This window comes from Mycobacterium sp. (assembly GCF_035697385.1).
GTDB lineage: Bacteria > Actinomycetota > Actinomycetes > Mycobacteriales > Mycobacteriaceae > Mycobacterium.
Genome location: NZ_DASSCY010000373.1, coordinates 1 through 16,023 on the forward strand (window position 1 = coordinate 1; position 16,023 = coordinate 16,023).

Annotated in this window: 4 protein-coding genes and 1 pseudogene; all 5 read right to left on the reverse strand. The window is 65.0% G+C overall.

What is annotated here, in order from left to right; translation table 11 throughout:
• A partial coding sequence (locus tag VFH65_RS31000) for a type I polyketide synthase (protein ID WP_353327203.1) occupies window positions 1–5,074 on the reverse strand: 5,074 nt, incomplete at its 3' end.
• Window positions 5,075–5,078: 4 nt separating this feature from the next.
• Window positions 5,079–9,815 (reverse strand): type I polyketide synthase, encoded by a 4,737-nt coding sequence (locus VFH65_RS31005; RefSeq protein ID WP_353327204.1) that lies wholly within the window; start codon window positions 9,813–9,815, stop codon window positions 5,079–5,081.
• Window positions 9,812–9,958: a hypothetical protein gene (locus VFH65_RS31010; RefSeq protein WP_353327206.1), complete on the reverse strand. Its 147-nt coding sequence runs from the start codon at window positions 9,956–9,958 to the stop codon at window positions 9,812–9,814. The genes VFH65_RS31005 and VFH65_RS31010 overlap by 4 nt, the downstream gene beginning before the upstream one ends.
• A gap of 40 nt (window positions 9,959–9,998) precedes the next feature.
• Window positions 9,999–15,506 carry a type I polyketide synthase gene (locus VFH65_RS31015; RefSeq protein ID WP_353327208.1) on the reverse strand — a complete coding sequence of 1,836 codons (5,508 nt, stop codon included), beginning with the start codon at window positions 15,504–15,506 and terminating at the stop codon, window positions 9,999–10,001.
• Window positions 15,503–16,023 (reverse strand): annotated as a pseudogene (locus VFH65_RS31020) (acyl-CoA synthetase); the annotation flags it as partial. The pseudogene VFH65_RS31020 and the gene VFH65_RS31015, both read right to left, overlap by 4 nt.

Genomic DNA, 16,023 nt, shown 5'->3' on the forward strand with positions numbered 1-16,023 from the left:
CGTCGTCGAGAGTCGGTCGGTCGTCGGTGCACAGCGTGTCCAATTCCTCGACGAGACCGGCGAAGTAACCGATCTCGCGGATCTCAGGGGACGCCGCCGCCGCACGATCGAGGCGCAGACGTGCCACACCTACCCGGGTGAGGCTTCGGCCCACCAGCGACTCCAGTGCTTCGACGCCTTCGGCGGGAGTGATGGGGTCGAGGACGCTGAGTGTCACCGAGCGACCGATTCCCACATCGGCCCATTGGCCCCAATTGATCGCGATGCCGGGCAGCCCCCACGCCGTTCGCCACGCGACCAGGGCGTCAAGCCACGCGTTCGCGCAGGCATACGCTGCCTGGCCGGGCAATCCCAGCAGCGCGGCCATCGATGAGAAGCCAACCCACCAATCGAGCTGCCGGTCGGCGGTGGCTTCGTGCAGCCGCAAGGCGCCGGCGGCCTTGGCTGTCCACACACGTTCCAGGCTTTCCCTGTTGAGGGCGGCGACCAGCCCGTCGTCGAGCACGCCAGCCGCGTGGACCACCCCGCGCAACGGCAGGCCGGTTTCTTCGGCGGCCGATACGAGTTGTTCGGCCACTCCCGAAGAGGCGATATCGCCTCGCACCACAGTGACTTCGGCTCGGCTTTCAAGGTCGGCGAGAGCCGTCCGCGCGGTGTCTGAGGGACCGGACCGGCCGTTGAGGACAACGCGCCCGGCGCCGCTGTCCACGAGCCAGTGAACCACCACCATGCCCAGGCCACCCAGACCGCCCGTGACGATGTACGCCCCATCTGGGCGAACAAGCGGATCAGGTGTCCGTTCGGACAGTGTCGCCCGCGACAGCCGCTCGACGAACCGCCGCTTGCCACGCCACGCGACTGTGTCATCACTACTCGATGACGCCAGTTCAGTGACCAATGTCGAAAGAGAGTCGTTGGCCGCATCCAGATCGACAAGAGTGGCGCGCAGGTCCGGCTCATCTGCGAGGACACGGGCGAATTCACCTGGCCAGCCCCAAGTACGGATGAGACCTTTGAGGGCGCCGATCGCAGGATCACCCGGTTCATCACCGTGCACCGCAAGGCCGTTGCGTGCCACGAGCCACAGCCGCGGCGACTTCTGCGGCCAGGCGTCGACCACGGCCCGGGCTGTCGCCGAGACCGACCAGATCAAATCCTGCGCGCGCAACAGCGCGCCACCGGAGTCGGCGCCGTCGAACGCGCGGTCGCCGACGAAGACAATCACGCCTACCGGTGGAAGCTTGGGATCTGCCGCGGTCTCCGTGATGGCCCGGCGCACCGCGGATTCGTCTGAGAGGTCTGCACTGAGCATCCGTTGGGCCGGTGACCCGAATCTGGCAATGAACCGCTTCGTCAACGCCTCCGCATCGGTGTCGCCGCTCAGCACCAGCCAACTTCCAGTAGGCAGGTCCGATGCCGCGGGTTCAGACAGAACCGGACATTCTACCCAGACGGTGTCAAACACCTTCTGCTCCAACGGCAGCGGCACCGTCGGGCGCTCCGTGGGCCCCAGACGGATGCCGACAACTTCGGCGGTAGGAGTCCCGGCCTCGTCCATCAAGGTGACCCGGCCCAGCTTGCCGGCACCGTCATCATCGACGTCTACCAACTCGGCCCGGCATCGCGCCCTCCTGCCGACATCGCCGAAGACCCGGATCGCCTCAACCGACACCGGCAAGTACGTGACGTCATCCGAATTGCCCAGCGCGGGCATTGCGGCAGCCAAGCTCTGCAGAGCCGCGTCCAGCATCACGGGGTGAATCCGGTAATTCCGGTGTGCGACAGCCTGGTCGGGCGCGACGATGTCGGTCTCTGAACCACCGTCGGGCATCCGAACGATCCTGGTCAGTGCGAAAAACGCCGGCCCGTGATCTGCACCGGTACGCCGTAAGGCCGCATAGAAATCCGCCGGCGACACCACATTCTGAGACTCCGCGGCCGGGGACCGCCGCTCAACCGTGTCCTCCGCCGCCTGCACCGGCTGCACGCGCGCCGTCGCATGCCGACACCAATTGCCGTCGGGTGAGCACGAATAGATCTCGACACCAATCGCGTTGTCAGCACTGCGAACAAGCTGCGTAGTCACCCGGGTATGGCTATTCAGGGAAAGGTTCTGCTCGACCTCGAGCCGTTCCACGCTGACAGCTTCCACGGGCAGCCCGAGGGCTTCGCTGCCGGCGGCCAGCGCCATCTCAGCGAAAGCCGCTGCCGGCATCACAGCCCGGCCATGCACCCTGTGGTCTGCGAGCCAGGGAATCTTCTCGGTCCCGACATCTGCCTGCCACAGATGGCCGGTACCGCAAGGCATCTCGACGTGCACGCCCAACAGTGGATGAGCATCGGTCATCTCCGGGCCAGTGGACCGGTTTGTGATCCAGTATCTCGAATGCAGCCACGGCGTCGGCGGAAGATCCACAAACCGTCCCCTCGCAGCCCGCGCCGGCGCACCGACTGCGGCCAGCTGCGAATGAAAAAACAGGGTCTCGTCTTTTCCCCTGCGCATCGCCGAGGTGACGAGGTGGCGCCGGCTCGGCGCAGCCGACTCGAGAATGTCGGTAATGGCGTGGGTGACCAGCGGATGAGCACTGAATTCGATGAAGGTGGCATGGTCGTGTCCAGCTGCGGCGATGGCCCGGCTGAACTGCACCGGCACCCGCACGTTGGCCACCCAATACCTGGCGTCAAGGAGTGGCGCGGTGGTGCCATCACAGACGGTGGACAGAAACGGGATGACAGGGTTCTTGGGTGTCAGATCCGCCAATGCGGTCAGCAACTCGGGCAGGATGGGATCCATCAACGCGGTATGCGAGGCGACCTCCATGTTCACCCGGCGGGCCAAACCGTCCTTCCGCTTCACGGCGGCGATCACGGCATCGACCTGCGCGACAGGCCCGGCAATCACGGTCTGGCGCGGTGCCGCATAGACCGTCACGCTCACCTCGGGGAAGTCTGCGATCGCCGCCGCGGTGGCCTCAGCGTCCAGGCCCAGCAGAGCCACCGCACCCTTGCCCGCCAGCCGCGACATCAACTGCGACCGGGCCGCTATCACCCGCAACCCCTCGGCCCGGGTCAGCGCGCCCGATACCACCGCCGCGGTCACCTCACCCATCGAATGCCCGATCACCGCAGCCGGGTGCACCCCATACGCGTCCCACAGGTCGGTCAACGCCAGCTGTAGGCCCATGATCACCGGCTGGACCCGCGCATCCCCGCTCACCGGCTCGCCGTCTGCAAGCACCTGTCTCAGCGAAAACCCCACCTGCTCAACGAATACCGGCTCTAACCCATCCACTGCCGCGCCGAACGCAGGCTCATCCGCCAACAACTGCCGACCCATCCCGGCCCACTGCGAACCCTGCCCCGAATACACAAACACTGCACCGGAACCGCTCGGCCTCTGGTGCGGGCCGACCACGCCAATCGTCGTTTCTCCGGCCGCCAACAACTGCAAACCCGCCACCGCCTGAGCCCGATCACGCGCGCATACCGCTGCGACGTTCTTGTGCCGGGCGCGGTGATGCTCGAAGGTGTAGGCAAGATCCGCCAGCGCCACACCGGCGCCGTCGCCCTGCATCCAGTCGGCGAGCATCCCTGCGGTCGCCGAGATCCGCGCCGGGGTCCTGCCCGAGATCACCAGTGTGCTCACCGCCGGCTCCGGTTCCCGAACAACGGGATCGGGATCCGGAGCCTGCTCGATCACCACATGCGCGTTGGTGCCACTCACGCCGAATGAGGACACTCCGGCGCGCCGGGCCCGCGCGACGGTCGGCCAGGACATCGGTTGCGAGGCGATGGTGAAGCGGGCGGCATGGTCGCTGGCGTGCGGGGTCAGCCGCTCGAAGTGAAGGTGTTTGGGAATGTGCCCGTTTCGCACGCTCAGGACGGTCTTGATGAAACCGGCGATGCCTGCCGCGGATTCCAGATGTCCCAGGTTTGTCTTCACCGAACCCAGCACCAACGGTGCGGAGCCATTTCGTTCGGAGAACACCTGGCTCAATGCCTCGAGTTCGATCGGATCGCCCAGCGAGGTGCCGGTGCCATGGGCTTCGATGTAGTCGATATCGGCAGGCTGCAGCCGCGACGCCGCCAGCGTTTGGCGCAACAGGGCCTGCTGGGCCGGCCCGTTGGGAACGGTCTGCCCGCTGCTGGGGCCATCCTGGTTTACCGCTGAACCGCGCACCACCGCCAACACCGGATCCCCGTCGCGCAGTGCATCACTGAGCCGCTTGAGCACCGCGACGCCGCAGCCCTCGCTGCGCACGTATCCGTCCGCGCCAGCGTCAAAGGTCTTGCAGCGGCCGTCAGGAGCCAGCATTCCCCACCGCGAGCAGGCGATGCTGTTCTCAGGACTCAGCATCAAGTTGACGCCAGCGGCTAACGCATTGTCACTTTCGCGTCGGCGCAGGCTCTGGCAGGCGAGATGGACCGCCACGAGCGATGACGAACACGCGGTGTCGATGACCACTGCCGGGCCGTGCACCCCAAGGAAATACGCCAACCGGCCCGCGGCGAAGTTCGACGCATTTCCGAATGGGATATAGGGGTCGAGATCTTCGGGCCTGAGTTTCCCGGCGAAGGTGAGTGAGTAGTCGTTGGTGGTCAAACCGACGAAGACCGAGGTTTGCGTACCACGGATCGCATGGGGGGTGATGCCAGCGTTTTCCAATGCCTCCCAGGCGACTTCGAGCAGCAACCGCTGCTGTGGGTCCATCCCGGCGGCTTCACGAGGGGAGATACCGAAGAACTCCGCATCGAATTCGTCCGGCTGCCAGGAGGTTAGAAAACCTCCCTCACGAGTACAGATCGTGCCCGGTACGGTGTGGTCCACACAGTAGTAGGCGTCGGCATCCCAACGTTCGGGGGGAACTCGGACGATGCCGTCGACCCCTTTCTGTAACAACTGCCAATACTCGTTGGGGTTGTTCACGCCACCGGGAAACCGGCATCCCATCCCCACGACCGCAATCGGTTCGGTGTCACCCTTTTCGGCGATTTCCAGGCGCGCACTCAGTTCATCGATCTTCTGAAGTGCATCGGTGATGATCGTCCTGCGATCAGGCGGCGTAACAGTCATAAGCTCAACTCAGCCTCTCCGACAGTTGTTGGAGCAGTTCATCTTCGGTGAGCTCCACGTAGGTGTCGACGCTCTCCTGATCGGCAACCTCGATCAATTCGGGAAGAATCGTGGTCAGGTAGCTTGCGAGCGCCTCGACGTTCGGATAGTCGAACACCACGGATGCGGGCAGTACTTCGCCAAGGCTTTCGCTGAGCGACCGCTGAAGCGTCACGCTCATCAGCGAGTCCATACCGGACTGGAAGAAACCTGCCGACGGATCCAGCAACTGCGGTGACGGTAATCCCATCGCTGCCGCAACACGCGAACTGATGTGCTCGACCAGAAGATCGCGACGGCGTGTGGGTTCGCAGTTGTGCAGTGCCTCACGGAACTCCGTCCGCAGCGTCGTGCTAACACTGCCGTCGTCGCTGGGCAGCAGTTCGTCCAGGATGTGAAGTGGTGCGCGGGTGCGATACGCGGCAGCCAGTCGGCTCCAGTCGGCGGCGACGACGGTGGAGCGTACTGGGCCGTCCGGACCGGTGAGAAACGACAGTGCTTGGATGGCGACCTCGTCAGGCATGGGATCGAGTCCGGAATCGAGTGTCACCTGGCGCTCTTGGCCGGTTTGGGCGTCAGCCAACGACTTCCACAGCCCCCAATTGATGGTGGTGGCCGAAAGGCCGGCCGCTCGACGCGCATAGGCGAAGGTGTCAAGGAAGGTCGTCGTCGCCGCGTAATGCCCCAGCCACCGGGAGCCGAGCAAGCCAGAGATCGACGAGAACAACACGAACTGGCGCACCGGGTGTTTGAGCGAAAGTTTGTGCAACAGCGACACCACGTTGAGTTTGGGACGGAACATGGCGGCGACGTCGTCGTGGGTCATGTCGCGCAGTGTCACCGGCCCGCCCCCGAAGGCGCCGAAATAGATACCGCTGAGCGACGGAAGGTCTGTGCCAAAGCGGTCGAACAATGCGCTCATCGCCGCCTCATCGGAGGCATCGGCAGCGACCCGAACCAATGTGGTTCCCTTCGCCGACAGGCTATGAGCCAACTCATCAAGGCGCGAACCCGGATTGCGCGACACCGCAACGACGGTGGAGGCGCCCATGTCAGCGAGCTGATGGATCAAGTGAGGTCCGATATTCCCGGTTGCGCCGATGATCAGCTGGCTGCTGTCTTTGTCGAGTTCTACGGGCGACGCCGGCGGCGGATGCCCCTGCTGCAGGCGAGGCACGCGGCGGACGCCGGCCCGGTAGACGACCTGGTCCTCGCCATCGTCGCCTTGGGCCTCGCTCAGTACATACCGGGCGGCCAACTCGGCGGGCACCGACTCATCGACGTCGATGACGCCGCCCCAGGTCTCTGGATGCTCCAGTGCCAACGTACGACCCAGGCCCCACAACACTGCGTGGGCGGGATTGGCTCGATCGGCTTCACCGAAGGGTTGGGCATTGCGTGTCAGCATGAAAAGCCTCGGCCGCAACGGCATTGCGGCCACCGCCGCCGTGAGCCTCCTGGCCGCATTGAACAAGCGGTAGCCCGACTCGGCGTCGAAATGCCCAGCGGGGACATCTGGTGCGTACAGCACATTGCGCACGCCGCTCAGCGAATCGACAAGGGTCGCTGCCCTACCGGGATCGACGGTCAGCACCGACGGTGCCAGAATCGAGACGGTCGTGTCCGGCCCGAGCAGACGACGGACTTCCGCGCCCAGACGATCGTCTGCCACCAGCAGCCAGGCGCCATGCCCGGAAACCTCAGCAAGCGACAACGGACGAGCCGGCCATGTCAGCTCGCAGTGCCATTCAGCCGGGATGACGCCGGCGGTGCTCGCACCCGAATCATTCACTGGCCGAGCGGCTCTCGCTGGGCTGATATTGATCCAGTGGCGGGTGTGGTGCCATGGCGTGGTTGGCAGCACCGGATGCGGTTCAGGTGCATGCGGGGTGTCTGGTGGACGACTGGTGTGGGTCATATTGAGGTTGGTGTGGAAACTGACCGTGTCGTCACCGTCACGCCACAGCGTGCCAACGCTGTGGTGATGGGTCACCGACTCCAGGGTGTCGCTGATGGCATGAGTCAGCACGGGATGAGCGCCGATCTCGACGAAGGTGGCATGGTCCTGGCCGGCGGCGGCGATGGCCCGGCTGAACTGCACCGGTACCCGCACGTTGGCCACCCAGTACGCGGCGTCCAGTAGCGGATCGGTGGTGGTGTCGGCGACAGTGGAGATGAACGGAATCGCGGGCGGCTTGGGTGTCAGATCCGCTAGTGCCGAAGCCAATTCGGGAAGTATCGGATCCATCAACGCGGTGTGCGAGGCGACCTCCATGCTCACCCGACGGGCGAAACGGTTCTGTGCATTCACAGCGGCGATCACCGCATCGACACTTGCGACAGGCCCTGCGACCACGGTCTGGCGCGGCGAGAGATACGCCGCCAGACTTATCTCGGGGAAGTCGGTGATCAGCGACGCGGCGGCCTCGGCGTCCAGGCCCAGCAGAGCCACCGCACCCTGGCCGGCCAGCCGCGACATCAACCGCGAACGCGTCGCGATCACCCGCAAGCCTTCGGCCACAGTCAGCGCCCCGCCCACCACCGCCGCGGTCACCTCACCCATCGAATGCCCGATCACCGCATCGGGTTCCACGCCGTAAGAGCGCCACAACTCGGTCAACGCCAACTGCAACCCCATGATCACCGGCTGCACCCGCGCATCCCCGCTCACCGGCTCCCCACCGGCGAGCACCTGGCGCAGCGAAAACCCCACCTGCTCAACAAACACCGGCTCCAACTCGTCCACCGCCGCGGCGAAAGCAGGCTCATCGGCCAACAACTGCCGACCCATCCCAGCCCACTGCGAACCCTGACCCGAATACACAAACACCACGCCGGAACGGCACAAACCCTCATGCGCGCCGACCACACCCGTCGCCGTTTCACCGGCCGCCAACGCCTGCAAACCCGCCACCGCCTGAGTCCGATCACGCGCGCACACTGTGGCGAACTGGCTGTGGCGCTCGCGGTGATGGTTGAGGGTGTGGGCCACATCTGCCAACGTCACATCGGCGCCCTCGTGGGTCATCCACTCCGCCAGGGCCCCCGCCCACGACGCCACACGTTGGGGTGTTTTACCCGATATCACCAGCGTGCTCACTGCCGGCTCCGGTTCGCGGACAGCGGGATCGGGATCCGGAGCCTGCTCCAGCACCACATGCGCATTGGTGCCGCCGAACCCGAACGAGGACACTCCGGCCCGCCGTACGCGGCCCGTGCTCGGCCACTGGAGTTGCTCGGCAACTACTTTCAGCCGCATCTGGTCAAACGGAATATGCGGATTCGGAGCCTGGAAGTGCAAAGTCCCCGGGATGGTGGCCCGCTGAACCGCCAGCACCGACTTGATGAAACCCGCGATCCCGGCGGCGGCTTCCAGATGACCCAGATTCGACTTGATTGCGCCGATCAACAGCGGCGACTGTTCCGGACGGCCACGGCCCAAGGCCGTGCCGAGCGCACGCGCCTCGATGGGATCGCCGAGCAGAGTTCCGGTGCCGTGAGCCTCGACATAATCCACCTCGTGCAACTCCACGCCGGCATTGGTGTACGCCGCGCGCAGCACCTCCATCTGAGCGGCTGGGTTAGGCGCCATCAGGCCGTTGGACCGACCGTCTTGATTGACCGCCGAACCGCGCACAACCGCGAGCACCCGATTGCCGTCACGCAGCGCATCGGTCAGCCGTTTGAGTGCCACCACCCCGCAGCCCTCACCGCGCACGAACCCGTCGGCATCCGCGTCGAACGCATGACACAGACCAGTCGGCGACAACGCACCGGCTTCATCGAAACCGTGAAAGACCGCGGGCGACAACAACAGATTAACCCCTGCCGCGATCGCCACATCAGAGTCGTGCACCTGAAGGCTCTGGCACGCCAAATGCAGGGCGACCAATGAGGACGAACAGGCGGTGTCCACCGCAACGGACGGCCCATGGAGATCCAGGAAATACGAGAGCCGATTCGCGATGATGCTCAGTGCGCCACCGGTGTTGCTCCACGCGTCGACGCCAGGTAAGTCGGTGGACGCCAGAAAGCCGTACTCAGACACACATGCCCCGACGAAGACCCCGGTCTTCGAGCGCCGCAGAGAACTCGCAGGAATCCCTGCGTGCTCCAAGGCTTCCCAGGCCACTTCTAGCAGAAGTCGCTGCTGGGGGTCCATCTTGGCGGCTTCGCGAAGGGAGATGTCGAAGAACTCCGCATCGAAGGCATCGATGTCACTCAAGAACGAGCCCCACCGCGTCGTGCGGGCTAGGGTCGCTGCCACCTCAGAGGAGCCATCATCGAACGGAAGCCACCGATCAGGCGGAACCTGCCCTATCGCGCAGCGGCCATCCGACAGAAACTGCCACAGTCCTTCGGGTCCAGATATTTCGCCAGGGAACCGACATCCCAATCCGACAACAGCGATTGGCTCGCCGACCGAGCTGCGGTCACTCGGAGGCGCCGTGTCGGCTTGGTCCTCCGACTCTAGTGTCGTGAGGTAGTCGACAAGAGCGTTGATCGTGGGGTGCTGCCAGAATTCGACCGGCGACACCGGCCGGCCGATTACCTCGGCGAGCTCGCCGGACAGTACCACCGCGTCACTGGAGCCCACTCCCAGATCCGACAAGGCTGCATCAGGATCAATCTCGTTGGGATCACAGCCGATATTGGTGATCAGGTATTCGATTAACCACTGATGCAGCTCAAGAACAGTCACGACGCAGGCCGGATCTCTTCGCTCTCGAGCTCGATAAGTTGCTCCAACAGCTCAACGACACGATCCAGGTTGAAGTTGATCTGTTTCATGCCGGCCCGAGTCTCAGCGACGACATCCTTCAGATCTGACGGGATACCTATCATGTGTCCACCTCCTGCGTGAAGTGCTGTTGAGTCTTGCGATTCACCGGATCCCGCTTTCGACGCTGGCGGGAGTCGATTCGATGCTGTCGAACAATGTGTCCAACACGCTGTTCGCCGAGTCGGCCGGCGGATCGAGGTCGTTTTCCGAGACCTTCTGCGGTGAAAGTCTTTTGGTGAGGTACGCCGTCAATGTCGCGATAGTCGGGTGATTCCAGAGCATCGTTGCCGACAGTTCGATACCGACGAGCTGCTCGACCTCTCGCCGAATCGACATCGCCATCAGGGAATTGAGGCCCAGCTCCGCGAACGGGCGGTCCACTTCAACCTCTGCTTCCGGGATCCGAAGTTCGCCGGCGAGAATTGCTCGTAGCCCGATCTCCAGTTCACGCAGCAGATCGTCGTGGGCCATCTGGGACCATGCCGGTGCCAATGTGCGGTCTGCGGTTGCCGTTTCGTTGCAAGAGGGCATGGGAACCATCACCGCTTGCGCTATGTCACAGGAATCCACGTACTCCCACGCGGCGAAGGCTTCTTCCGGGCTGACCGGCCGCGAGCCCAGCCGTTCCAGCTCTTGCATGACGATCGCGGCGTTGGAGGCGAACCCGAGTCCCCGCCAGGCCACCCAGTCCAGGCTCACGGAATGGCAGCCTTGCTCGTGACGGGATCGCGCCAGGCAGTCGAGGTACGCATTGGCCGATGCGTACGCGCCCTGCCCGGGCACACCGAAAACCGTTCCGGCCGAGGCGGTCATGAAGAAGAACTCGAGGCTGCCCGGCGGGAACGCTTCATGCAACGCTTGTCCCCCGGCGATCTTCGGCCACATGACTCGCCGAAGCATGTTGTCGGCCATCTCAGTCAGAAGTGTGCTTTCCGTGACGCCTGCGGCGTGGATGACACCGCGTATCGGCGGCGCTCCGTCGCGGTTGCGCCGGGACAGCAGCGCCTGTACCGCTTCGCGGGATCCGACGTCGAGCGCCACGACGTCCACCGAGACGCCGCGCATCTCCAGCGCCCGGACTGCGGCGACTTTTTGCCGTACCTCGGCGCCGTTTCCGTCAGTGTCCCAGGCATGCCGGGGCGGTAATGCGGTCCGGCCAGCAAGGACGATCCGACGTGCACCCCGGTCCGCGAGCCAGTCGGCGATCAGCAGACCAAGGGCACCCATTCCGCCGGTGACGAGGTACGCCGCATCCGGACGACAACGCAGCGGTTCGCGCACCGGTCGATCGGAGATCGGCACGACCGCCGGAGCAAGGAGCTCGCCGTCGCGACTCACCAGGATTGACTTGCACGGAACCGGCAGCAGCGTGGACAGCACATGCGCGTGAGCACAGATGTCGCCGCCGGCCGGGATGTCGATGAGACCGCCCCACAACTGCGGCTGCTCGGCTGCGATGACGGCGGCAAGGCCCCACAAGCAGCTCTGCGGCAGCGCCGCGTCGGTGTCGGCATCGTGAACACCGCGTGTGATGATCCACATCGTGGCCGGTTGGCTGTCATCCCGCTGCGCCAGCACTCGGACGAGTTCTCCCACATCCGCCGAAAGCCTTACAGCGCAGTCGATGTCATCCTCTCCAAACCGCGGCTCGGCCAGGTAGACAACGTAGCGGGCATCGCCAAGATCGGCCGCCACGTAACCGCCGTCTGCGAGTCGCGCCTGTAGGCCATCGCTCCCGTCGGCCCCGAGAATCACGACCGTGTGTCGTCCCTCCGGCAGCGCCTGTTCCTCAGAGGCCTGGTGCCATGGTTGCCACTCGATCGCGTGCGCGATGGTCATCGACGTGGCCCCGACCGCTTGTCCCGGGCGGGACTCCACATCCGCGTACCGAAGGGAGCGGATATCGACGCACACGCTCCCGTCCGGCGCTTTCACGGCGATGTCGACGATCAGGTCGTCGCCTTCGCGATTCGTGCGCCGGCGTATCTCGACCGAACCGTGCAAATCGGTCAGCGGGGATCCCAGCCGCACACTGTCGACAGCGGCAGGAACCATGAGCCGGGGGTTCGACTCATCCACCAAGCGGGCGACGTGGACGGCCGCGTCGAGCAGTGCCACCGTCGATGCCTCCGCCAGCCGGACATCGGCGACCGCCCCGGCTTCGGTGTGCTGCAACGATTGGATGGACCAGGTGAACGGCTGACCCTCGACACCCCATGCCTCGAGAAGCTCGGCAACCGACTTCTTGATGCCGTTGGCGCCGTACTCTCGGCCGTTCAGCGCCCACACATCGGCATCTGAGGTGTCGTTGTCAAGCGGGCACGGCGAGAGTCGCGCGCTCACGTGCCTGACCCAGCGGTGTGCGCCGGGCTCAGCCACCGGACTCGATGCGACGGTGAGGGATTCGCCGTCGGCGACCACTTGGATCACGCGCGGTTGGTCGAGGACGATCGGATGCTCGAATCGTACGGAGGACAACGCGGAGCCTCCACAGTCGGCCGAGGCGGTGACCATCGTTTGCAACAGAACGGATACCGGCACCACTTCGAGGCCATGGATTCGATGGCAACCCGGATACGGCTTGGCTTCCGGCACCAGCCGCGCCTGCCAGAGGTGCCCGGGAGGCGTGGTCGCGACGGTGATGTGCTCGCCGAGCAGGGTCCCCGCCCTGGGGGCGGATCCAGCGCCGGCCACTCGCTTTCGGGGGGTCATCCAGTGCCGGCTGTGATGCCAGGGCGTTGTTGGAATCACCGGATGCGGCTCGGAAACATGGTCGGTTTTCGGCGGTTGGATGGTGTGGGTGGCGTTGAGGTTGGTGTGGAACGTGAGGGTGCCGTGGTCGTCGCGCTGCAGTGTCGGAACGCTGTGGTGGTGAACGTCGGCCAAGGTGTCGCTGATGGAGTGAGTGAGAACCGGATGCGGACTTACTTCCACGAAGGTCGCGTGGTCGGCCCCGGCCGCAGCGATGGCATGGTTGAACCGCACAGGGTTGCGAAGGTTCGCCACCCAATACTCGGCGTCGAAAGTGGTTGCATCGCTAGTGGTGTGGTCATGGGTGGTGCTGATGAAGGGAATGGTCGGTGTTCCCGGCGTCAAGTCCGCAAGCTGCGCCCGCAGCTCCGGCAGCACGGGATCGATTATGGGATTGTGTGAGGCCACATCGACCTCGATGCGTCGCACCAGCCGGTCCTGCGCGGCCACCGCGGCCATCAAGGTCTCGACATCCTCGGGCGGCCCGGCGATGACCGACTGTCGCGGCGACGCGTACACCGCCAACGTCACTGCAGGATGGCTGCGGATCAGCGCCGCAGTGGCTTCCGCATCCAGCTCGAGCAGCGCCATCGCGCCTCGTCCGGACAGCCGCGACATCAATCGTGACCGCGTTGCGATCACTCGCAGCCCCTCGGCGGCGCTCAGCGCTCCGGCCACCACCGCCGCGGAAACCTCGCCCATCGAATGGCCGATCACCGCATCCGGTTCCACGCCATACGACCGCCACAACTCGGTCAGCGCCAAGTGCATACCAACGAGCACAGGCTGAATGCGATGAATGCCCACAACCGGCTCGCCAGCGGCGAGCACCTGCCGCAGCGAGAAACCTGTCTGGTCGACGAATGCGGGTTCCAGCTCGGCCACCGCGGCTGCGAACGCCGGTTCATCGGCCAGCAACTGCCGGCCCATTCCCGGCCATTGCGAACCCTGACCGGAATAAACGAACACCGTGCCCGGGCGGCACACGCCCTGGTGCGGTGCCACCACGCCATCGGCTGACCGGGCGGCGGCGAGCGCGCGCAGCCCCGCAATCGCCTGGGCGCGGTTGCATGCGGCCACAGTCGCGAACTTCGCGTGCCGGCTACGGTGATGATTCAAAGTGTGGGCGACATCCTCCATCGCCACTTGCGCTCCACTGCGCTCCATCCAATCGGCGAGCATCCCCGCTGTCGAGGCCACGCGCTCGTACGTCTTGCCCGAAACCACGAGGGTGGTCACCGCCCCGCCGGACCGCGAGGGCGGCGCCGTGACAGGTACCGGGTTCGGAGCTTGTTCCAGCACCACGTGGGCGTTGGTCCCGCCGAAGCCGAACGACGACACCCCCGCCCGCCGGGGCCTATCCGTCACCGGCCAATCAGTCGGCTCAGCAACGACTTTCAGCTGCAGACTCTGCAAGGGGATGTGCGGATTGGGAGTCTGGAAGTGCAGGGTGGCCGGGATGCGCCCGCGCTGCACCGACAGCACCGTCTTGATGAAGCCCGCAATTCCGGCCGCCGCCTCCAGATGTCCGAGATTTGACTTGACCGCCCCGATCAGCAGCGGCGCGTTCTGGCGGCGTGCGCGGCCCAAGACCGTTCCGAGCGCCCGGGCTTCGATGGGATCGCCGAGTAACGTCCCGGTTCCATGAGCCTCGACGTAGTCCACGTCGCGTGGCTGGACGCCGGCATTGGCGTACGCGGTTCGCAGCACCGCCATCTGAGCCGCGGGGTTCGGTGCCATCAGTCCGTTGGACCGGCCGTCTTGGTTGACAGCGGATCCCCGGACGACGGCGAGCACCCGGTCACCGTCACGCAACGCGTCGGTGAGCCGCTTGAGTACCGCGACACCGCAGCCCTCGCCGCGTACGAAACCGTCTGCGCTGGAATCGAATGCGTGGCAACCACCCGTCGGTGACATCGCCTCGGCCTGATCGAAACTACGGGTAACCGCCGGTGACAGCAGCAAGTTCACCCCCGCCGCGATAGCGAGATTCGCATCACCCGTTCGCAGGCTCTGACATGCCAGATGCACCGCTACCAGTGACGACGAACACGCCGTGTCCACGGTTACTGACGGCCCGCGCAGGTCGAAGAAGTATGAGACGCGGTTGGCGATGATGCTCAACGCACCGCCGGTACCCGACCATGCATCCACTTGACTCAGATCGGTCGACGCCAGATATCCGTACTCGCCGAGGCAGGCGCCCGCGAACACCCCAGTTTGCGAATGCCGAAGCGAATTGGCCGGAACGCCTGCGTGTTCCAACGCCTCGTGTGCCACCTCGAGCAGCAGACGCTGCTGGGGGTCCATCTTGGCGGCCTCACTCGGTGAGACATCGAAGAACTCCGCATCGAAGGCGTCGATATCGGTCAAGAAAGAGCCCCAGCGCGTGGTGTGGGACAGCGCGGCCGCCGCCTCTGGCGAACCGTCATCGAACGGCGTCCACCGGTCGGGCGGTACCTCACCTACGGCCGATCGGCCGTCACGCAGGAACTCCCAGAACACTTCCGGCCCACGGATGTCGGCGGGGAAGCGGCATCCGAGGCCGATCACGGCGATCGGTTCATCCATCGATCCGTGCGCGGAAGCGAGCACCGCTTCGCCGCTATCGGGTTCAGAGCCGGTCAGAAACCCCGCCAGGGCATTGATCGTCGGATGCTGCCAGAACTCGACGGGTGAAACCTGTCGTCCGAGCAACTCGGACAGCTCACCGGAGAGCGCGATGGCATCGCGCGACCCGAACCCCAGATCGTTCAGTGAGGCATTGAAGTCGACATCGTCGGGGCTGCAGCCGATATTGGTTACGAGGTAGTCGACCAGCCAGTGCCGAAGTTCGACCTCGTCGTACGACACAGTCATGCGGTGGTGTCCACGCGCGCATATTCGCCTTGCCGGTATCGCTCCGCGCACGTCGAGCGGCGAATCTTGCCGCTCGTCGTGATCGGGAGCGAGCCGGGGGCCACCAGAACGAGATCTGCAACCCGCAAGCCGTGAGACCGCGAAATCGCCGACTTGACTTCCCGTTTGACGGTTCGAAGCCGCTGCAGGGCCTCTTCTTCGGAGCTGCCCCGCTTCTTGATCTCGACGATTACGACCAGCTGCTCGCTGTGATCCTCGGTGACGGATATCGCCGCGACTCGGCCGCCCGTGATCTCCTGGACCGTCGCTTCGATGTCATCGGGATAGTGATTGCGCCCGTCGACGATCAGGAGATCCTTGATACGACCGACGATGAAGAGCTCACCATCCGACATGACGCCGAGATCTCCTGTGCGTAGCCAAGGTCCTTGCGGCGTGCCGGCCGACGGCTCTACCAGTTGACCGCCGAAGGTGTGCGCCGACGCCTGTGGATTTCGCCAGTAGCCTCCTGCGACGT

Coding starts and splice junctions, on each gene's coding strand:
- VFH65_RS31010 (WP_353327206.1), bottom strand. CDS start 9,958: ATGATAGGTATCCCGTCAGATCTGAAGGATGTCGTCGCTGAGACTCGG.
- VFH65_RS31015 (WP_353327208.1), bottom strand. CDS start 15,506: ATGACTGTGTCGTACGACGAGGTCGAACTTCGGCACTGGCTGGTCGAC.